General features: G+C 68.1%; 19 protein-coding genes. 14 read left to right on the top strand and 5 right to left on the bottom strand.

The annotated features are described in order from the left end of the window. Positions 1-134: 134 nt before the first annotated feature. Together recJ and CFB43_RS11930 are read right to left on the bottom strand one after the other, a co-directional pair. The gene (recJ, locus tag CFB43_RS11935; RefSeq protein ID WP_089495155.1) at positions 135-1,832 is read right to left on the bottom strand and encodes a single-stranded-DNA-specific exonuclease RecJ; all 1,698 of its coding nucleotides are present in this window, start codon (positions 1,830-1,832) and stop codon (positions 135-137) included. Between the two features lie 14 nt (positions 1,833-1,846). Further along, complete coding sequence (locus CFB43_RS11930; protein WP_089495313.1) at positions 1,847-2,911, bottom strand: regulator; 1,065 nt, start codon at positions 2,909-2,911, stop codon at positions 1,847-1,849. A gap of 162 nt (positions 2,912-3,073) precedes the next feature. Here CFB43_RS11930 and CFB43_RS11925 point away from each other — a divergent pair, with 162 nt between their 5' ends. From CFB43_RS11925 to ftsB, 9 genes are all read left to right on the top strand, one after another. After that, positions 3,074-4,327 (top strand): lipoprotein-releasing ABC transporter permease subunit, encoded by a 1,254-nt coding sequence (locus tag CFB43_RS11925; protein WP_043190315.1) that lies wholly within the window; start codon positions 3,074-3,076, stop codon positions 4,325-4,327. Next, complete coding sequence (gene lolD / locus CFB43_RS11920; RefSeq protein ID WP_372684011.1) at positions 4,320-5,078, top strand: lipoprotein-releasing ABC transporter ATP-binding protein LolD; 759 nt, start codon at positions 4,320-4,322, stop codon at positions 5,076-5,078. Before CFB43_RS11925 ends, lolD begins: the two co-directional genes overlap by 8 nt. 67 nt (positions 5,079-5,145) lie before the next feature. After that, entirely contained in the window at positions 5,146-5,934 is a 789-nt protein-coding gene (locus CFB43_RS11915) for a TatD family hydrolase (protein ID WP_089495154.1), read from the top strand. Positions 5,935-5,991: 57 nt separating this feature from the next. Further along, complete coding sequence (locus tag CFB43_RS11910; protein ID WP_089495153.1) at positions 5,992-8,475, top strand: DNA internalization-related competence protein ComEC/Rec2; 2,484 nt, start codon at positions 5,992-5,994, stop codon at positions 8,473-8,475. Positions 8,476-8,655: 180 nt separating this feature from the next. Continuing rightward, positions 8,656-9,501: an alpha/beta fold hydrolase gene (locus CFB43_RS11905; protein ID WP_089495152.1), complete on the top strand. Its 846-nt coding sequence runs from the start codon at positions 8,656-8,658 to the stop codon at positions 9,499-9,501. Between the two features lie 181 nt (positions 9,502-9,682). Beyond that, a complete protein-coding gene (locus CFB43_RS11900) occupies positions 9,683-11,335 on the top strand; it encodes a CTP synthase (RefSeq protein ID WP_046546046.1) in 1,653 nt (550 codons plus the stop codon). Between the two features lie 2 nt (positions 11,336-11,337). Next, positions 11,338-12,192, top strand: coding sequence for a 3-deoxy-8-phosphooctulonate synthase (kdsA, locus tag CFB43_RS11895; RefSeq protein WP_046546045.1), 855 nt, complete (start codon positions 11,338-11,340; stop codon positions 12,190-12,192). A 106-nt stretch (positions 12,193-12,298) separates the two neighbouring features. Continuing rightward, complete coding sequence (gene eno, locus CFB43_RS11890; RefSeq protein WP_011352544.1) at positions 12,299-13,582, top strand: phosphopyruvate hydratase; 1,284 nt, start codon at positions 12,299-12,301, stop codon at positions 13,580-13,582. A gap of 81 nt (positions 13,583-13,663) precedes the next feature. Further along, positions 13,664-14,089, top strand: coding sequence for a cell division protein FtsB (ftsB, locus tag CFB43_RS11885; protein ID WP_046546044.1), 426 nt, complete (start codon positions 13,664-13,666; stop codon positions 14,087-14,089). A 90-nt stretch (positions 14,090-14,179) separates the two neighbouring features. On the opposite strand, the gene CFB43_RS11880 is transcribed toward ftsB, so the two are convergent. The 3 genes from CFB43_RS11880 to CFB43_RS11870 form a co-directional block, all read right to left on the bottom strand. Then, entirely contained in the window at positions 14,180-14,539 is a 360-nt protein-coding gene (locus CFB43_RS11880) for a hypothetical protein (protein ID WP_089473144.1), read from the bottom strand. A 134-nt stretch (positions 14,540-14,673) separates the two neighbouring features. Next, positions 14,674-15,624 carry an Hsp33 family molecular chaperone HslO gene (hslO, locus tag CFB43_RS11875; RefSeq protein WP_089440497.1) on the bottom strand — a complete coding sequence of 317 codons (951 nt, stop codon included), beginning with the start codon at positions 15,622-15,624 and terminating at the stop codon, positions 14,674-14,676. A 25-nt stretch (positions 15,625-15,649) separates the two neighbouring features. Then, positions 15,650-16,174 carry a gamma carbonic anhydrase family protein gene (locus tag CFB43_RS11870; RefSeq protein WP_071334714.1) on the bottom strand — a complete coding sequence of 175 codons (525 nt, stop codon included), beginning with the start codon at positions 16,172-16,174 and terminating at the stop codon, positions 15,650-15,652. Positions 16,175-16,323: 149 nt separating this feature from the next. On the opposite strand from CFB43_RS11870, the gene CFB43_RS11865 reads away from it, so the two are divergent. From CFB43_RS11865 to CFB43_RS11845, 5 genes are all read left to right on the top strand, one after another. Then, positions 16,324-17,181, top strand: coding sequence for a ferritin-like domain-containing protein (locus CFB43_RS11865; RefSeq protein ID WP_089495151.1), 858 nt, complete (start codon positions 16,324-16,326; stop codon positions 17,179-17,181). 178 nt (positions 17,182-17,359) lie between these two features. Then, complete coding sequence (locus CFB43_RS11860) at positions 17,360-18,250, top strand: alpha/beta fold hydrolase (RefSeq protein WP_089425744.1); 891 nt, start codon at positions 17,360-17,362, stop codon at positions 18,248-18,250. An 81-nt stretch (positions 18,251-18,331) separates the two neighbouring features. Beyond that, positions 18,332-19,162, top strand: a complete 831-nt coding sequence (locus tag CFB43_RS11855; RefSeq protein WP_179254821.1) for a 3',5'-nucleoside bisphosphate phosphatase — start codon at positions 18,332-18,334, stop codon at positions 19,160-19,162. A gap of 73 nt (positions 19,163-19,235) precedes the next feature. Then, positions 19,236-19,868, top strand: a complete 633-nt coding sequence (locus CFB43_RS11850; protein WP_089473141.1) for an L-threonylcarbamoyladenylate synthase — start codon at positions 19,236-19,238, stop codon at positions 19,866-19,868. 49 nt (positions 19,869-19,917) lie between these two features. Beyond that, complete coding sequence (locus CFB43_RS11845) at positions 19,918-20,580, top strand: site-2 protease family protein (protein ID WP_089495149.1); 663 nt, start codon at positions 19,918-19,920, stop codon at positions 20,578-20,580. Positions 20,581-20,586 lie beyond the last annotated feature (6 nt).

Genomic DNA, 20,586 nt, shown 5'->3' with positions numbered 1-20,586 from the left:
CTTCGTAAAAAAGCGGAATTATAGCCGATCGGCGGGGTTGCCCGGTGACGCAAACGGTGCTCGCACGCGCGCCGCGGCCCCGTCCGGCGCGGCGTGCATGCATCGGCGGGCAATACAGGCCGGGCGGCCCGCGCCTAGCCGGCCGCGTGTTCGACGATCAGCTGGACGCGCGTGACGCCGTTCCACGTGTCGGCGACGAGGCGGTAGGCGACCAGCGCGCGCTCCGGCAGCGGCTCCGTGTGATTGAACCAGATCGCGTTGAAGCGCTGGCGGCCGCGCGCCAGTTGCAGCTTCAGGTGCTTTTCCTTCACGAGCGACTGCGACACGACGTCGAATTCGCCGGAGAAAAGCGGGGCCGGAAAGCCTTGCCCCCAAACGGCCTCGTCGAGCAGCCCGATGAACTGCGGCGTGAAGTACGCATCCTCGAGTTCGCCGTCGGTTTCGATCACGCGGGCCAGCGCGTCGTCGGACAGCCATTCGCGCGCGACGGCCTCGAACGCGGCCGCGAAGCGCGGCACGTTCCCGGTGTCGAGCGTGAGGCCGGCCGCCATTGCGTGGCCGCCGAACGCGACGATCAGGTCCGGTTCGCGTTTCGACACGAGGTCGAGCGCGTCGCGCAGGTGGAAGCCGGGAATCGAGCGGCCCGAGCCCTTGACCCGCTTGCCTTCGTCGTCCGCGTGCGCAAACGTGAACGACGGGCGGTGGAATTTTTCCTTGAGCCGGCCGGCGACGATGCCGATCACGCCCTGGTGCCACTCGGGGTTGAAGAGGGTGATCGTGCACGCGTCGGCCGGATCGACGTCGGCGAGATCGGCGAGCGCCTGCTGCTGCATGCCGGCCTCGATCTCGCGGCGTTCGCGGTTCATCACGTCGAGCTGCTGCGCGAGATCCCACGCGCGGCCGATGTCGTCGGTGATCAGGCATTCGATGCCGAGCGACATGTCGGACAGCCGTCCGGCGGCGTTCAGGCGCGGGCCGAGGCCGAAGCCGAGGTCGAAGCCCGAGGCCGTACGCGCTTCGCGCGCGGCCGCGCGGAACAGCGCGGCGACGCCCGGCTGCATGCGGCCGTTGCGGATGCGTTGCAGCCCCTGTGCGACCAGCACGCGATTGTTGCCGTCGAGCCGCACGACGTCGGCGACGGTGCCGAGCGCGACGAGGTCGAGCAGGCCGTCGAGGCGCGGCTCGGCTTCCTTGCTCGCGAACGCGCCGCGGCGGCGCAGCTCGGCGCGCAGCGCGAGCAGCACGTAGAACATCACGCCGACGCCGGCGAGGTGCTTGCTCGGGAACGCGCAGCCGGGCTGGTTCGGGTTGACGATCGCGCGCGCGGCGGGCAGCGCGTCGCCGGGCAGGTGGTGGTCGGTCACGAGCACGTCGATGCCGCGCGCGTTCGCGGCTTCGACGCCCGTGACGCTCGCGATGCCGTTGTCGACGGTGATCAGCAGGTCGGGCTTGCGCGCGGCGGCGAGTTCGACGATCTCGGGCGTGAGGCCGTAGCCGTATTCGAATCGGTTCGGCACCAGGTAGTCGATCTGCGCGCCGAACATCCGCAGGCCGCGCACCGCGACCGCGCATGCGGTTGCACCGTCGCAGTCGTAGTCGGCGACGACGAGCAGGCGCCGCTTGTCGGCGATCGCGTCGGCGAGCAGCGATGCAGCGTCGGCGCAGCCTTTCAGCTCGGTGGGCGGAACGAGTCGCGCCAGCGCGGTCTCGATGTCGGCGGGGGACTGCACGCCGCGCGACGCGTACAGGCGTGCAAGGACGGGATGCAGGCCATGGCGCGCGAGCACTTCGGCGTCGGCGGGCGCGACGGGACGGGTAACGATCCGGGTCATACGGGTCTGCTTTGTTATTCGAACAGGGAGGCCAGCGCGCGGCGGCGCCAGAACTTGCGCAGGTCGCCGCGCGTCGCGTGCAGCGTCACGGAACTCGTGTCGCCGCACAGCGTGAAATCGACGCTCGCGAGCTCGCCGTTCTGTAGCGCGGCAAGGGCCGGCGCGAACCAGTCGCGCTCGAGCGCGGCGAGTCCGTCGTGCCAGCGCGCCCAGTCCTGCTCGATGAACGGGGTGGTCAGCGCGGGCAGTTCGACGAGCGTCGCGCCATCGGCGGCGGGCAGCGTGCCGAACGCGGCCGGCGGCGCGCCGGCGTCGGCGTGCGCGGCGCGCGCGAGGCCGAGCGCCGCGGGCGACGCGGACAGCACGCGCGCGAACGGCTTGCCGACCGGCTTCAGCGTGCCCTGCGCATGGAACCAGATCGAATTGACGGCCGGCAGGCCGCGCGCCTCGCGGGCCTCGTTGACCGGATGCTGGAACCAGGCCATCTGCACCTCGTTCTGCAGCTTCATCCACATCCGCGAGCGTTCGCCCGTATGGGCCTCGTGCGGCAGCCAGATCTCGATGTTGCGGCCGCTCGCGCGCAGCGGCGCGGCGCCGGCGAGGCGGGCGAGCTGCTCGCTCGACAGGTACCAGCGTGACGGGTTCGGCGCCTCGAGCCGGACGCCGAGCTCCTCGATCAGCGGCCGCGCGACTGCGAGCAGCGCGGCGGCGTCGCCTTCGTCGAGCGCGAGGGCCGCCGGATCGACGAGCACCAGGTGATCGTGCGCGATTTCGACGTGAACGGGCTCGACGCAGGCCCACGCTTGCGCGCCGGGGTCGCCGCCGTCCGCCAGCAGCATGTAGGGCGCGAGCGGCGCCTCGTCCGCGGCGTTGCCCTGGGTGGCGCCGAACTGGCGGGCCAGCCAGCGTTCGTGCGGCAGCGTGCGCTGGAAGTCCTCGCCGGCCACGCGCTCGACGAGGCTGGCGCGGGCGAGCAACTTTTCGAGCGCGGGGCTGTCCAGCGTGTGCAGGGACGAGGCCGCATCGGCCGCCGACGGCAGCGCGAACGGAACGAGAAAATGGAGGCGTCGGTCGTGCATGATGGTGCGCATTGTATGGCAAACTGCGCGCGTGATCGGGCCGGCTGACGGCCCGTTCGCGTCCGGCGGCCGTTTTTCGACCGTGCCCGGGCCGGTGGCCGCCACCGGGCGGCGGTCCGGCCGCGGGGCGCCTCCCCGCCGTAACCAGTAGAAAGGATTCGCTTGAAACTTCCGTACGAATGGCAGATCGGCTGGCGCTACACGCGCGCCGGCAAACGCACGACCGGTAACGGCTTCATTTCCTTCATCGCGCTCGTGTCGATGCTCGGGATCGCGCTCGGCGTCGCGGCGCTGATCGTCGTGCTGTCGGTGATGAACGGCTTCCAGAAGGAAGTGCGCGACCGCATGCTGTCGGTGCTCGCGCACGTCGAGGTGTTCTCGCCGACGGGCTCGATGCCCGACTGGCAACTGACCGCACAGGAAGCGCGCCGCAATCCGTCGGTGATCGGCGCGGCGCCGTACGTCGACGCGCAGGCGCTGCTCACCCGCCAGGACGCGGTGAGCGGCGTGATGCTGCGCGGCGTCGAGCCGACGCTCGAGCCGCAGGTGTCGGACATCGGCAAGGACATGAAGGCGGGCCAGCTCGGCGCGCTGGTGCCGGGCCAGTTCGGCATCGTGCTCGGCGATGCGCTCGCGGGCAACCTCGGCGTGACGGTCGGCGACAAGGTCACGCTGGTCGCGCCGGAAGGGTCGATCACGCCGGCCGGCATGATGCCGCGGCTCAAGCAGTTCACGGTCGTCGGCGTGTTCGAGTCCGGGCACTACGAATACGACAGCACGCTCGCGATGATCAACATCCGCGACGCCGAGGCGCTGTTCCGGATGGCCGCACCGACCGGCGTGCGGCTGCGGCTGAAGGACATGCAGAAGGCACCGGACGTGGCGGTCGAGCTGTCGCATACGCTGTCGGGCAGCCTGTACATCCGCGACTGGACCCAGCAGAACAAGACGTGGTTCTCGGCCGTGCAGATCGAAAAGCGGATGATGTTCATCATCCTCACGCTGATCATCGCCGTGGCCGCGTTCAACCTCGTGTCGTCGCTCGTGATGACGGTGACCAACAAGCAGGCCGACATCGCGATCCTGCGCACGCTCGGCGCGCAGCCGGGGTCGATCATGAAGATCTTCGTCGTCCAGGGCGTGACGATCGGCTTCGTCGGCACGGCGTCGGGCGTCGCGCTCGGCTGCCTGATCGCGTGGAGCATCCCGTGGCTGATCCCGATGATCGAGCACCTGTTCGGCGTGCAGTTCCTGCCGCCGTCCGTGTACTTCATCAGCGAGCTGCCGTCCGAACTCGTCGCGAGCGACGTGATCCGGATCGGGCTGATCGCGTTCGCGCTGTCGGCGGTCGCGACGCTCTATCCGAGCTGGCGCGGGGCGAAGGTGAAGCCGGCGGAGGCGCTCCGCTATGAATGATCGCGCGACCGCATTCGCGGATGCAAAACAACACAACAGACAGGATTCGGCCGGTATGCAGGAATACGTGCTTCAGGCGCGCGGGATCACGAAGGCATTCGTGCAGGGCGGCTTCAACGTGCAGGTGCTCAACAATACCGAGCTGACGGTGCGGCGCGGCGAGAAGCTCGCGGTCGTCGGCGCGTCGGGTTCCGGCAAGAGCACGCTGCTGCACGTGCTGGGCGGGCTCGACGAGCCGAGCGCGGGCGAGGTGTCGCTGCTCGGCAAGCCGTTCACGCAACTCGCCGAGCGCGAGCGCAACGAACTGCGCAACCGTGCGCTCGGCTTCGTCTACCAGTTCCATCATCTGCTGCCCGAGTTCACCGCGCTCGACAACGTCGCGATGCCGCTGCGCATTCGCCGGATGACGACCGAGGACGCGCGCGAGCAGGCACAGGCGATGCTCGAACGTGTCGGTCTCGGCCCGCGCGCGAAGCACCGGCCGGGCGAGCTGTCGGGCGGCGAGCGGCAGCGCGTCGCGATCGCGCGCGCGCTGGTCACGAAGCCCGCGTGCGTGCTCGCCGACGAGCCGACCGGCAACCTCGACGGCACGACGGCCGATACGGTGTTCAACCTGATGCTCGAGCTGTCCGAAACGCTCGAGACGAGCTTCGTGATCGTCACGCACGATCCCGATCTCGCCGCGCGCTGCGACCGCATCATGCGGCTGCGCGACGGCGTGTTGCACGAGGAGCCGGCACTGCCGGTGTAAGAAGCGAACGCGCTTGGCCTGCTGCCGGGGTGGTCCCGGTGCGGCGCCGGCGCGCAGGACTGCCGCCATGTGGATCGACACGCACTGCCATCTCGATGCCGCCGAGTTCGACGCCGACCGCGACGCGGTCGCGCACGCGGCGCGCGCGGCCGGCGTGTCGCGCATCGTGATCCCGAGCGTCGGGCGCGACAATTTCACGACGGTGCGCGAACTCGCGCAACGCACGCCGGGCGCGGTCTACGCGCTCGGCATCCATCCGATGTATACGCCACGCGCACGCGACGAGGATCTCGACCGGCTGCGCATGGAGATCGAGGCGAGCCTCGACGATCCGCGCTTCGTCGCGATCGGCGAGATCGGGCTCGACTATTTCGTGCCGGGGCTCGACGAGGACCGGCAGCAGTTCTTCTACCAGGGGCAACTCAAGCTCGCGCGCGAATTCGACCTGCCCGTGCTGTGCCACGTGCGCAAGTCGCAGGATCGCGTGCTCGCCGGGCTGCGCCGTTTCGGCGTGCGGCGCGGTATCGCGCATGCGTTCAACGGCAGTTTCCAGCAGGCCGAGGCGTATCTCGCGCACGGGCTGCACCTCGGTTTCGGCGGCAACGTGACCTTTACGCGCGCGCTGCAGATCCGCCGGCTCGCGGCGCAGTTGCCGCTCGAGGCGATCGTCGTCGAGACGGACGCCCCCGACATCGCGCCCGAATGGGCGTACAAATCCCGCAACACGCCCGACCAGGTGCCGCGCATCGGCGACGTGCTCGCCGAACTGCGCGGGATCGACGCCGGCGCGGTGTCCCTATGCACTTCGGCTAACGCGCTCGCCGCGCTGCCGCGACTCGCACTTTCGTCCGCATAATCGTTGCCCTGAGGCGCCGCATTCTCGATGGTGGCGCCGGGTCGACGAGGAGGGGCGATGCGCGTGTGGTGGATCGCGTTCGCGCTCGGCGTGGCCGTACTGCAGCGGCAGGCGGCGTTGCCGGGTGCGCTCGCATGGACGATTGGAGGGGCCGTACTCGCGGGCTGCGCGGTGCTGAGCGTGTGGTGCATGCGTCGTCAGCGTACGCGCACGACCGCCATGTTCGGATGGATGCTGTGTGCGCTCGCGGCCTGCGATGCAGGGTTCGGCTACGCGGCCGCGCGGGCCGAATGGCGACTGCGCGACAGCCTGCCCGTCGAGTGGGAAGGGCGCGACATCGTCGTCACCGGCGTGATCCGCGGGCTGCCCGTGGTCGACGAGACAGGTGCGCGGCTGTTGTTCGCGGTCGAGTCGAACGATGCGGGGCTGGCCCGTTTTCCGCCGTTGATCCGGCTGTCGTGGCGCGCATATGGCGCATCGGCGACACGCGATCCACTTCCCGACCTGCGCGCCGCACAGCGCTGGCGTTTCGTCGTGCGCCTGAAGCGCCCGCATGCCGAGGCCAATCCCGGTGTGCGCGACAGCGAGGCGGCGTGGCTGGCCGCAGGCATTCGCGCGATCGGGTATGTGAGCGCGCCCCGGCGGGCGGAATTGCTCGATGCGCGCGCCGCGGGATGGCGTGCGTCGATCGATCGGCTGCGCGACGCGCTGCGCACGCGTATCGACGAGTCGCTCGGCAGCGACGCGGGCCATCGCGGCATCGTCACCGCGCTCGCGATCGGCGACCAGTCGGGCATCGGCGACGATGACTGGCACGTGCTGCGCAGCACGGGGACGAGCCACCTCGTTGCGATTTCCGGCCTGCATGTCGGGCTCGTCGGCGCGATCGCGGGCGGGCTCGTGTCGATGGTCTGGCGCCGCCTGCGCTGGCGCACACGGGCCGCAACGCTCGTGTTTCCGGCGCCGTACGCGGCCGCGCTCGCCGCGCTGGCAGCTGCGGCCGGCTATGCGGCGCTCGCGGGCTTCAACGTGCCGGCGCAGCGCGCATGGTGGATGATCGCGGCCGGCGGCATTGCGTACCTGGCCGGGCGCAGCGTGCCGACTTCCGCTGTGCTGTGCGCGGCGCTCGGCGGCGTGCTGCTTGCCGACCCGTGGGCCGTGCTGTCGGCCGGATTCTGGCTGTCGTTCGGGGCGGTCGCCGTGATCCTGCTGGCCGTCGCCGGCTGGCGTGGCGTGCGTGAGGTTGATACGGAAAACGAGGAGGGCGACGGCACGGCCGGCTTGTCGAGCCGGTTGCGCGCGTGGGGTGCCCGCGCCGGGCGCCGGATCGCCGAGGCCACGCGCGTGCAGTACGCGGTGACGATCGGTCTCGCACCGCTCACGGCTGCCTGGTTCGCGCAGATATCCCTGTCGGGTCCGCTTGGCAATGCGTTCGCGATTCCGTGGGTCAGTTCGGTCGTGACGCCGGTCGTGTTGGCGGGAATCGCGCTACCCGCGCCGCTCGATGCGTACGCGTTCCGGCTTGCGCACGCGGCGCTCGAACCGATGATGACGCTGCTCGGATACCTCGCCGGCTGGCCGGCCGGCGTGTTCTGGCTGCGCATGCCCGACTGGCCGGTGCTGGTGCTGGCCTGCGTGGGCGTCGCATGGGCGCTGATGCCGCGCGGCTGGCCGTTGCGCTGGGCGGCCCCGATCACGTGGCTGCCGCTCGTCGCGCCGGCATCTGATGCGCCGCCGCCGGGCGGCTTCCGACTGACCGTGCTCGATGTCGGGCAGGGCGCGTCGGTGCTGGTGGAGACCGCGCGGCGCACCTTGCTGTTCGATGCGGGGCCGGGCGCGGAGTCGACCCACGCCGGCGCGCGGATCGTCGCGCCGGCGTTGCGTGCACGCGGCATCGCGGCGATCGATTCGCTCGTGCTCAGTCACGCGGATGCCGATCACGCGGGCGGTGCAACGGCCGTCTATGCGGCAGCCGACGTGCGCCAGCTGCTGGCCGGCATCGTGCCGAACAGCCGGTTGTGGCGCGATGCGGCAGCCGCCGGCGTCGCCGACCGGCTGCCGTGCGCGGCCGGGCAGCGCTGGACCTGGGACGGCGTCGCGTTCACGATGCTGTGGCCGCAAGGCGGCCCGGGCGCGGGCTCGTCGAACGGGCGGTCGTGTGTGCTGCGCATCGACGCGGGCGAGACGTCCGCGCTGCTGACGGGTGATGTGGATGCGAGCGGCGAACGCCGGCTCGTGGACGCTGCGCCCGACGCGTTGGCCGCACGGATCCTGGTCGTTCCGCACCACGGCAGCCGTACGTCGTCGGTCGAGCCTTTCCTCGATTCGGTCGGGCCGCGCGTCGCGGTATTTCCTGTAGGCTATCGCAATCGTTTCGGGCATCCGCACCGGACGGTGCTCGCCCGTTACGCGGCGCGCGGGATCCCGCTGCCGCGCACCGATCGCGACGGCGCCGTGCGATTCGACGTCGCGCCGGCCGACGGCGGGTTTGCCTTCGAGCGTCATCGCGACGTCTGGCGACGGTACTGGATGGATCGGTGAGCGCGGCGAAAGCCGGCGTATCAATAAAGATGGCCCGGGATCCGCGCTCAATGCCGAAGCGTGGGCCCCGGCAGAACGCGAAGCATGAGACTGGAGAAGTTGACTCCGGTCGACCGCCAAGCATGGGGCCGGAGTAGGCGCTGAAGCGCCTACTCGGGTCGACAAAGGAGACATCGGCGTTTGAAGGACATCCTCCACTTCTCGCATGCGAACGGCTTTCCGGCATCGACGTACCGCACGATCTTCGCCGAACTGGCCGACGACTACGAGCTGCGCTACATCGAACGGATCGGCCACGACCGCCGCTACCCGGTGACGCGCGACTGGCCGCATCTCGTCGAGCAACTGCTCGACGACATCGGCAGCCGCTACGAGCGTCCCGTCTGGCTCGTCGGCCATTCGCTCGGCGGCTACCTGTCGCTGATGGCCGCGCTGAAGAAGCCGCAATGGGTGCGCGGCGTCGTGATGATCGATTCGCCGATCATCGCGGGCTGGCGCGCCGGCGCATTGCGCGCGAGCCAGTGGGCGGGGCTCGACGAGCGGCTGTCGCCCGCCGCCGCGACGCGCAACCGGCGTACGCACTGGGTCAGCCGTGACGAAGTCTGGCGGCACTTCCGCGAGAAACCGGCGTTCGCCCGCTGGGACGAACGGATGCTGGCCGACTACATCGACTACGGGATCCCGCAGGTCGGCGCCGACGGCGAGCGCTCGCTCGCGTTCGACCGGCAGGTCGAATACCTGATCTACCGGACGCTGCCGCATACGCTCGGCCCGCGGCTCGCGCACGGCGCGCCGGTGCCGCTCGGCTTTCTCGCCGGCACGCGTTCGCGCGAGGTGCGCCAGGTCGGGCTCGATGCGACACGCCGCGCGGCGCGCGGCCGCGTCGAATGGCTGGAAGGCAGCCACCTGTTTCCGATGGAGCGGCCGCTCGAGACCGCGCGCGCATTGCAGCGGATGCTGAATTCGCTGAGGGCGGCCGAGGGCGATGTGTCACACGCAGTCACCCCGCTCGCGAAGCGCGCCTGACGCAGGGTTTGGCGGCCGGGGCGCCGCCTCCGGCACGCGCGGTTGCACCGGCCGGCGGGCGGCTGCGTCCCGGCGCGCACGGCTGGTGCGAGGCGGCGCGAAAGGGCGCGATCATCGAGTCAATTGCTGAGAGAAGGGCGGGCTTTACGGTATAATCCGTTTTTCCCGCGAGCATCCAGCGATGACCAAATATGTTTTCGTCACCGGCGGCGTAGTTTCTTCCCTTGGCAAGGGTATTGCCGCCGCTTCCCTCGCCGCGATCCTTGAATCGCGCGGTCTGAAAGTCACCCTCCTCAAACTCGATCCGTACATCAACGTCGACCCCGGCACGATGAGCCCGTTCCAGCACGGCGAAGTGTTCGTGACGGAAGACGGAGCGGAGACCGACCTCGACCTCGGCCACTACGAGCGCTTCATCAGCACGAAGATGCGCAAGGCCAACAACTTCACGACCGGCCAGATCTACGAATCGGTGATCCGCAAGGAACGCCGCGGCGACTATCTCGGCAAGACCGTGCAGGTCATTCCGCACATCACGAACGAAATCCAGGCGTTCATCGAGCGCGGGGCCGCGTCGGCCACCTGCGGTGAGCCGGACGTCGCGATCGTCGAGATCGGCGGCACGGTCGGCGACATCGAATCGCTGCCGTTCCTCGAAGCCGCGCGCCAGATGAGCCTGCGCCTCGGCCGCAACAGCGCGTGCTTCGTGCACCTGACGCTGGTGCCGTACGTCGCGACCGCCGGCGAACTGAAGACGAAGCCGACCCAGCACAGCGTGCAGAAGCTGCGCGAGATCGGCATCCTGCCGCACGTGCTGCTGTGCCGTGCGGACCGCCGCATTCCGGACGACGAATCGAAGAAGATCTCGATGTTCTCGAACGTGCCGGAAGACGCCGTGATCTCGGTGTGGGACGCCGATAGCATCTACAAGATTCCGCAGATGCTGCACGACCAGGGCCTCGACCGCATCATCTGCGAGGAACTGAAGCTGTCGCCGAAGGACGCGGACCTGACCATGTGGTCGGAGCTGGTCGAGAAGCTCGAGAACCCGAAGCACGAAGTGACGATCGGCATGGTCGGCAAGTACGTCGACCTGACCGAGTCGTACAAGTCGCTGATCGAGGCGCTGCGCCACGCATCGCTGCACACGTCGACCAAGGTCAACATCGAATACATCGACTCGGAAGAGATCGAGACGAACGGTGTCGACAGCCTGAAGCATCTCGACGCCGTGCTGGTGCCGGGCGGTTTCGGCCGTCGCGGCACGGAAGGCAAGATCGCGGCGATCCGCTATGCGCGGGAAGCCAAGGTGCCGTATCTCGGCATCTGCCTCGGCATGCAGCTCGCGGTGATCGAGTTCGCGCGCGACGTCGTCGGCCTGAAGCAGGCGAACAGCACGGAATTCGAGCCGGACACGCCGGAACGCGTGGTCGCGCTGATCACCGAGTGGTACGACCGCGACGGCAAGGTCGAGACGCGTACCGAGGAATCCGATCTCGGCGGCACGATGCGCCTGGGTTCGCAGCGCTGCCCGATCAAGCCGGGCACGATGGCGGAAGAGATCTATGGCAAGGACGTGAACGAGCGCCATCGCCACCGTTATGAAGTCAATAACCGCTTCGTGCCCCAGCTCGAAGCCGGCGGCCTTATCATCAGCGCCCGTACCCCGAGCGAGGATCTGCCGGAAATGATGGAGCTGCCGCGTTCGATGCACCCGTGGTTCGTCGGCGTCCAGTTCCACCCGGAATTCACGTCCACGCCGCGTGACGGTCATCCTCTCTTCAAGTCGTTCGTCGAAGCTGCGCTTGTCAACAAACAAGCGCGCGGAGTGTAAGCATGAAGCTGTGCGATTTCGAGGTCGGTCTCGACAAGCCTTTCTTCCTGATCGCGGGTACCTGCGTCGTCGAATCGGAGCAAATGACGATCGACACGGCCGGCCGCCTGAAGGAGATCTGCGCGAAGCTGAACATTCCGTTCATCTACAAGTCGTCCTACGACAAGGCGAACCGCAGCTCGGGCAAGTCGTTCCGTGGCCTCGGAATGGACGAGGGCCTGCGGATCCTGTCCGAGGTGAAGCGCCAGCTCGGCCTGCCGGTGCTGACCGACGTGCATTCGATCGAAGAGATCGAGCAGGTCGCGTCGGTCGTCGACGTGCTGCAGACGCCGGCGTTCCTGTGCCGCCAGACCGATTTCATCCATGCGTGCGCGCGCTCGGGCAAGCCCGTCAACATCAAGAAGGGCCAGTTCCTCGCGCCGCACGACATGAAGAACGTGATCGACAAGGCGCGCGAAGCGGCCCGTGAAGCGGGGCTGTCGGAAGACCGCTTCATGGCGTGCGAGCGCGGTGTCTCGTTCGGCTACAACAATCTGGTGTCGGACATGCGTTCGCTCGCGATCATGCGCGAGACGAGCGCCCCGGTCGTGTTCGATGCGACCCACTCGGTGCAGTTGCCGGGCGGGCAGGGCACGAGCTCGGGCGGCCAGCGCGAATTCGTGCCGGTGCTCGCGCGTGCGGCGGTCGCGACGGGCGTCGCGGGCCTGTTCATGGAGACGCACCCGAATCCGGCCGAAGCCAAGTCGGACGGCCCGAACGCGGTGCCGCTGAACCGGATGAGTGCGCTGCTGGAGACCCTCGTCACGCTCGACCAGGCGGTGAAGCGCAATCCGTTCCTGGAAAACGATTTCAATTAAAGATCGAATGAACCTTGCGACGGCTTCGCGCGTCTGTAGCGAAAGCGGTTCGGGCGCGCGCGCCGTCGCAGTTTGAAGAATCCATCGTCATTCTCAGAGGAAACCCATGAGTGCAATCGTAGATATCATCGGCCGCGAGATTCTGGATTCGCGCGGCAACCCCACCGTCGAATGCGACGTGCTGCTCGAATCGGGCACGATGGGCCGCGCGGCGGTGCCGTCGGGCGCGTCCACCGGCTCGCGTGAAGCGATCGAACTGCGCGACGGCGAAGCCGGCCGCTACAACGGCAAGGGCGTGCTGAAGGCAGTCGAGCATATCAACACCGAAATCTCCGAAGCCATCATGGGCCTCGACGCGTCGGAACAGGCGTTCCTCGACAAGACGCTGCTCGAGCTGGACGGCACCGACAACAAGTCGCGTCTCGGCGCGAACGCGATGCTGGCCGTGTCGATGGCCGTCGCGAAGGCAGCCGCCGAAGAGGCCGGCCTGCCGCTGTACCGCTATTTCGGCGGTTCGGGTGCGATGCAACTGCCGGTGCCGATGATGAACATCGTCAACGGCGGCGCGCACGCGAACAACAGCCTCGACATCCAGGAATTCATGATCGTCCCGGTGAGCCAGCCGACGTTCCGTGAAGCCCTGCGTTGCGGCGCGGAAGTGTTCCACGCACTGAAGAAGATCCTGAGCGACCGTGGCATGAGCACGGCAGTCGGCGACGAAGGCGGCTTCGCGCCGAACTTCGGCAGCAACGACGAATGCCTGTCGACGATCCTGCAGGCGATCGAGAAGGCCGGCTACCGTGCCGGTGAAGACGTGCTGCTCGCACTCGACTGCGCGGCATCCGAGTTCTACCACGACGGCAAGTACCAGCTCGCGGGCGAAGGCCTGCAACTGTCGTCGGCCGAATTCACCGACTACCTCGCGACGCTCGCCGACAAGTTCCCGATCGTATCGATCGAGGACGGCATGCACGAAAGCGACTGGGAAGGCTGGAAGCTGCTGACCGATCGCCTCGGCAAGAAGGTGCAGCTGGTCGGCGACGATCTGTTCGTCACGAACACGCGCATCCTGAAGGAAGGCATCGAGAAGGGCATCGCGAACTCGATCCTCATCAAGATCAACCAGATCGGTACGCTGACCGAAACGTTCGCGGCAATCGAAATGGCGAAGCGCGCGGGCTACACGGCCGTGATCTCGCACCGCTCGGGCGAAACGGAAGATTCGACGATCGCGGACATCGCGGTCGGCCTGAACGCCGGTCAGATCAAGACGGGTTCGCTGTCGCGCAGCGACCGCATCTCGAAGTACAACCAGCTGCTGCGCATCGAGGAAGATCTCGGCGACATCGCAAGCTACCCGGGTAAATCGGCTTTCTATAACCTGCGCTAACGCGCTACTATCGGGTTCGTCATATCGACGCCGCTCTGTGCATGTGCGCGGAGCGGCGCTTCTTATATCTGCGGTTCTTACATGCGGCTTGTCACTGTCGTCCTGATTGCCTTGCTGGCGCTCATTCAGTACCCCCTATGGTGGGGACACGGCGGCTGGCTGCGGGTGCATGAATTGCGTCAGCAGCTCGACGACCAGCTCCAGAAGAACGCGGACGAGAAGCTGCGCAACGAGCGCACCGCAGGCGAAGTACAGGATCTGCAGGGCGGCACCGCAGCCATCGAGGAGCGCGCGCGCTACGAGATGGGCATGGTGAAGGACGGCGAGGTATTCGTGCAGTTCGTGTCGCCGAATGCGCCTGCCGTTCCGCTGAACAACACGCCGTCGAATACATCGACGCGCGGCGCCGTCTCCGCGGCACCGGTGCGTGTCGTGCCGAATCCGCAGTCGATCGCGAAGCCGTCGCGGCATCATGGCGGCGACAAGGGCAAGGCCGCGCATCACTGATGCACGATTGCTCGAACCCATTGAAAAGGCGCGGGAAATGCCGCGCTTTTTTATTTCCTGCCGGTAGTCAATCGGCTGGGCGATGCACGCTCACCACCACCATCCCGGGTAGCCGTAGCTGATGCCCGAGCCCCAGCGATTGCCCCATCCGCCGTAATACCCGCCGTAGACCGTCACCGGCGGCGGCGAGTAATAGGCCCATGCGCGCGCGGCGGCCTCGGCTGCCATCGCGCTGTTCTGTTCGCGCAGCACCTGCTGGTCGATCTCGTCATAGCGCTTGCGTTCGGCGCTCGACAGCGCGGGCGGCTGGCCGCCCGATGCACCGGGTTCGGGCAGGCGGCTCAGGATCGTGGAAGTCGGCGGCGGCATCGCGCAGCCGGCCAGCGCGAGCGTGCCGGCGGCAACGCTCGTCAGGACGATGGTGCGGAACGGACGATGAAGCGGGCTCATGTGTTTCTCCTGCAGCGCGCCGACGACGGGAAGCGGCTTGCGCCGAAGTGCGTGACTTCGGCGCCGGAGCCTTGCGTGCGACGCTCGTGCGTCATTATGCGCCCGTGCCCGGATGGGGGGCATCGGGCCACTGATCAGTGACGCTGCTCGGTCGCGGGCGCAATGCCCGTCTCGACGCCGGGTGCCGCGAACAGCTGCGCGACATCGACCGGATCGAATTCATAGCGCTGGTTGCAGAACTCGCAATGAATCTCGACATGGCCGCGCTCGACGATCACGCTGTCGACTTCTTCACGGCCGAGCATGCGCAGCATCGCGCCGACCTTCTCGCGCGAGCACGAGCACTGGAAGCGCGTGCCGGCCGGTTCGAAGTGCTGCACGTTTTCCTGCCAGAACAGCCGGCGGAACACGACTTCCGGTTCGACCTCGAGCAGTTCCTGCGCGGACAGCGTGCCGCCGAGCGTGCAGACGCGCTCCCACGTATCGGTATCGGTTTCGGCGTTACGCGGCACGATGCCGCCGTCGCCCGGCAGCTTCTGCAGCAGCATGCCGACCGCGCGGTCGCGATCGGCCGCGAGCCACATCCGCGTGTCGAGCTGCTCCGAGTGATGCATGTAATGCTCGAGCACCTGCGAGACGGATTCAAGCGGGCCGTCGACGCCGTTCAGCGGCACGATGCCCTGGTACGGCTGCTGGCCCGGCAGCTTGTCGGCCGGGTCGAGCGTGATCACGCAGCGGCCGTGGCCGCTCGCGTTGACGAGCGACGCGAAGCGCGTGTCGTCGCCGATCGTCTGGGCGGAGTCGCCGGCGAACTTCGCGGTGGCCCGCATCGACAGATCCGAACCGCACTGGACGACCAGCATCTGGACCGGCCCGTCGCCGAAGATCTGCATGATCAGGGTGCCGTTGAATTTCAGGTTCGCGGACAGCAGCGCGCACGCGGCCATCATCTCGCCGAGGATCGTGCGCACCGGGGCAGGGTAGTCGCGGCGGGCGAGCACTTCCTGCCACGTATTGCGCAGCGAAACGATCTCGCCGCGCACGGGCGCCGCATTGAACATGAATTTCTGTAACTGGTCGCTCACTCTTCTTCCTTGAAATCCGTGCGAATCACCCGATCCGCACGAGTTGCTCCTTGAAATGCGCACGCCGCTCGACGTACGTCTTCGCGTTCGTGCGCAGCCGCGCAATGTCTTCCGCCGACAGCTCGCGCACGACTTTCGCCGGTGCGCCGAGAATCAGCGAGTTGTCCGGGAACGTCTTGCCTTCCGTCACGACCGCGCCGGCACCAACCAGACAGTTGCGGCCGATTACCGCTCCATTCAAGACCACCGCCTGGATACCGACCAGCGAACCCTCGCCGATCGTGCAGCCGTGCAGCATGGCCTGATGCCCGATCGTCACGTTTTCGGCAATCGTCAGCGGAAAGCCGGGGTCCGTGTGCAGGACCGCGCCTTCCTGGACGTTGCTGCCCGCACCGACGGTGATCGTCTCGTTGTCGCCGCGAATCGTCGCGCCGAACCAGACGCTCGCGTTCTCCTCGAGCACGACCTTGCCGATGATGGCCGCCGTATCGGCGACGAATACGCTTTCGTGGATCGTCGGGGCCGTATCGCCCAGCTTGTAGATCGTCACGGAGTCTCCTTGTCTCTTCGATGATTGGCGCCGGTAGAATGGCGCGTCTGGTTTGCCCGGCGCATGCGCATTGCGCCGCGGAACAATCGCCTATTGTAAACCGTCGCGTGCGTGCGCTCCCGCGATGCGCACGCAGGGTGTCCCCATTTATGAGCATGGAGTCTTCTTCCTTCGGCAATGCGTCCACCTGCGTGCGCCGCACCGCGCTTGCCGCGCTGCGTGACGCCGAACCCGCAGCCAAGGCCGCCCAGGTGCGCGCGCTCCACGATGCGTTGCGGGCCGGGCAGGCGGCGATCGCGCCGTCGCTCGAATTGCCCGAGCCGGCCGATCTGCCCGGCCGGCCGGCGCGCCCGCCGCTCGTCGAGCCGCGCCAGCTCGAGCGACGCAGCATGCGTTCGCCCGAAGGGCGCGCCGTGCTGCTGCACGCGCTTGCCCATATCGAGTTCAATGCGATCAACCTGGCGCTCGATGCGGTCTGGCGCTTCGCGGGCCTGCCGGCCCCGTTCTATGCGGACTGGCTGAAGGTGGCGGCCGAGGAGGCCTATCACTTCACGCTGCTGTCCGAACGCCTGGCGGCGTTCGGGCATGCGTACGGCGATTTTCCCGCGCACAACGGCCTGTGGGAGATGTGCGAGCGGACCAAGGGCGACGTGCTGGCGCGCATGGCGCTCGTGCCGCGCACGCTAGAGGCCCGCGGGCTCGACGCATCGCCGCCGATCCGCGCGCGGCTCCTGCAGGCGGGCGACGATGCGTCGGCTGCGATCCTCGATGTGATCCTGCGCGACGAAATCGGCCATGTCGCGATCGGCAACCGCTGGTTCCGGCATCTATGCGACGAAGCCGGCCGCGATCCCGTGCCGACCTACCGGCAGCTCGCCGAGCAATACCATGCGCCGCGGCTGCGCGGCCCGTTCAATTTCGATGCGCGCCGCGATGCCGGATTCGAGCAGGCCGAACTCGACGAACTGGCCGCGCAAGACATGGCGGACGGCAACGCGCCACGCTAGCCGGCTCGCGTTCGGCCGCGCTTCGACGTGCCGCCCGCCGTCCCGGGTGCCCGGGACATGGCGCTTCTCCCGGCCCCTGGCGTACGCGCACCGCTAGAGCGGCGCCTCGATTGCCGGACGCCGGAAAGAGGGCGTCGCCGCTATAATCGAACGATCATTCTTTTTTCTGGCGGCTGCAATGAGTGCATCGAGTTCTGTTTCCGATTTCGTCACGGTGCGCGGCGTCCAGCTGCATGTCCGGCGCTGGGGCCGGCCCGATGCGCCCACGCTGTTCATGCTGCATGGCTGGATGGACGTCTCGGCATCGTTCCAGTTCGTTGTCGATGCGCTCGCGGGCGACTGGCAGGTGATCGCGCCCGATGCGCGCGGTTTCGGGCTGTCCGACTGGCCGGTCGCGCGGCAGGGCGGCGGGCATTACTGGTTCCACGAGTACCTGGGCGACCTCGATGCACTCGTCGACCACTATGCGCCGGCCGGCGAAGTCAACCTGGTCGGGCACAGCATGGGCGCGAACGTCGTGTGCCTGTATGCCGGCGCGCGGCCGGAGCGCGTGCGGCGCGTGGTCGATCTCGAGGGTTTCGGGCTGGCGCCCGCGCGGGCCGAGCAGGCGCCGCGCCGGTTGCGCGGCTGGCTGGACGAGTTGCGCGAACCGCCCGTGCTGCGCCCTTACGCGTCCCTCGACGACGTGGCGGCGCGCCTGATCAAGACCAATCCGCGGCTCGACCCGCGCCGTGCGGCGTTCCTCGCCGCGCACTGGTCGAAGCGTGGCGACGACGGCCAGTACCACCTGCTGGCCGACCCCGCGCACAAGATGCCGGGGCCGCAGCTGTACCGGCTCGACGAAGTGATGGCCACCTGGGCGCAGGTGCGCGCGAAGGTGCTGCACGTCGAAGCCGTCAATTCGCCGACGCTGGCCCACATCGCGGGCGACATCCCGCTGCCGGAATTCAAGGCGCGCTTCAACGCGTTCCCCGACTGGCGCGAGAAGCTCGTCGAGGACGCCGGCCACATGGTGCATCACGACCAGCCCGAGCAGATCGCGGCGCTGATCGAGGCGTTCTGCGCGTAAGCGCGCGGCGGCGGCGGCGGGGCACGCGGGCGGCGCATTGCCGCGTTGCAGTAGAATGAAGCCTTACCTGCCATGCCGACAATGAACGCCGATCTCCACTGCCATTCGAATGTTTCCGACGGGTTGCTGCCGCCTGCCGACGTCGCGCGCCGCGCTCATGCCGGCGGCGTGACCCTGTGGGCGCTGACCGACCACGACGAGATCGGCGGCCAGGCAGCGGCGCGCAGCGAAGCGGAAGCGCTCGGCATGCGCTACCTGAGCGGCGTCGAGATTTCGGTCACGTGGGCATCGCGCACCGTGCACATCGTCGGCCTGAATGTCGATCCCGCGAATCCGGTGCTGGTCGACGGCCTGTACCGCACGCGCCACGGCCGCGCGGCGCGCGCGGTGGCCATCGGCGAGCAGCTCGCCACGCTCGGCATTCCCGGTGCGTACGAAGGTGCGTTGAAGTACGTGTCGAATCCCGACCTGATCTCGCGCACGCACTTCGCCCGCTTCCTCGTTGAAAACGGCCACGCGACGTCGACATCCGATGTGTTCGATCGGCTGCTCGGCGACGGCAAGCCCGGGTTCGTCCCGCACCGCTGGGCGACGCTGCCCGACGCCGTCGCGTGGATTCGGGCGGCGGGTGGCGAAGCCATCGTCGCGCATCCGGGCCGCTATCGCTATACGCCCGTCGAATTCGACGCGTTCTTCGGCGAGTTCATCGATCTGGGCGGCCGCGCGATCGAGGTCGTCACGGGCAGCCACACCCCCGACCAGTACCGCGAATACGCGGACGTCGCACGCCGCTTCGGCTTCGAAGCGTCGCGCGGCTCGGATTTCCATGCGCCAGGCGAGGGCCGTGTCGAGCTCGGCAGCCTGCCGCCGTTGCCGCCCGACCTGACTCCGGTCTGGGAACGCTGGCTCTGACACCGGGCGGCGGCCTGCCACCTGCGTTGCTGCCGGCCGCGCGCATCCGATTTCTCCCCCCTTTACGCCCCCCATGTCCCAGTTCTTCAGGATTCACCCGGATAATCCGCAGCCGCGCCTGATCAAGCAGGCCGTGGAAATCGTCAGCAAGGGCGGCGTGATCGCGATGCCGACCGATTCGAGCTATGCGCTCGCGTGCCATCTCGACGACAAGGACGCGGTCGAGCGCGTGCGCCGGATTCGCGGCCTCGATGAGAAGCAGCACTTGTCGCTGCTCGTGCGCGACCTGTCGGAGCTCGCCAACTTCGCGATGGTCGACAACCGCCAGTACCGGCAGATCAAGTCGGTGACGCCGGGCCCGTACGTCTTCATCCTGCAGGCGACGAAGGAAGTGCCGCGCCGGCTGTCGCACCCGTCGCGCAAGACGATCGGGCTGCGCGTGCCCGATCACGCGATCACGCTCGCGTTGCTCGAATCGCTCGGCCAGCCGCTGCTCGGCACGACGCTGATCCTGCCGCCGGACGACGAGCCCCTGAACGATCCCGACGAAATCCGCGAGCGGCTCGAGAAGCAGGTCGACCTTGTGATCGACGGAGGCGCGTGCCCGCGCGAGCCGTCGACGGTGATCGACCTGACCGGCGACGAGCCCGAGCTCGTGCGCGCGGGCCGCGGCGCGCTCGAACCGTTCGGACTCTCGGCCGCGTAAGCGCGCCGTTCCATTTTTTGCGCGAGTGCGCTTGTTACAATAACGCGATATGGATGCTTCCCTGATACAGACCATCGCCGTCTACGCGCTGCCCGTGATCTTCGCGATCACGCTGCACGAGGCCGCGCATGGCTACGCCGCCCGCCTGCTCGGCGACAACACCGCCTACATGATGGGGCGCGTGTCGTTCAACCCGATGCGTCACATCGATCCGCTCGGCACGATCGCGATTCCGCTCGTGATGTATTTCCTGACGGGCGGCGCGTTCCTGTTCGGCTATGCGAAGCCGGTGCCGGTGTCGTTCGGCAACCTGCGCGATCCGCGCTGGGGCAGCCTGTGGGTATCGCTCGCAGGCCCGGCCTGCAACTTCGTGCAAGCGCTGATCTGGGGCGTGCTGACCCTCGTGCTGCCGGCCGTCGGCATCGACGAGCCGTTCTTCACGCGGATGGCGTTTGCCGGCGTCAGCGCGAACCTCGTGCTCGGCGTGCTGAACCTGTTTCCGCTGCCGCCGCTCGACGGCGGCCGCATCCTGGCGGCGCTGCTGCCGACGAAGCAATCGATCGCGCTGTCGCGCATCGAGCCGTACGGTTTCATCATCGTCCTCGCGCTGGTCGCGACGGGTGTGCTGACGAATTTCTGGCTGCGCCCGCTCGTCAACGTCGGCTACGCCGTCCTGAGCGCCATCCTGTCCCCATTCGCCTCGCTTCTCTAACGACAA

Source organism: Burkholderia sp. AU15512, from assembly GCF_002223325.1.
Classification (GTDB): Bacteria; Pseudomonadota; Gammaproteobacteria; order Burkholderiales; family Burkholderiaceae; genus Burkholderia.
Note: the sequence above shows the minus strand (reverse complement) of the source record. Positions and strands in the feature narration are given on the sequence as shown.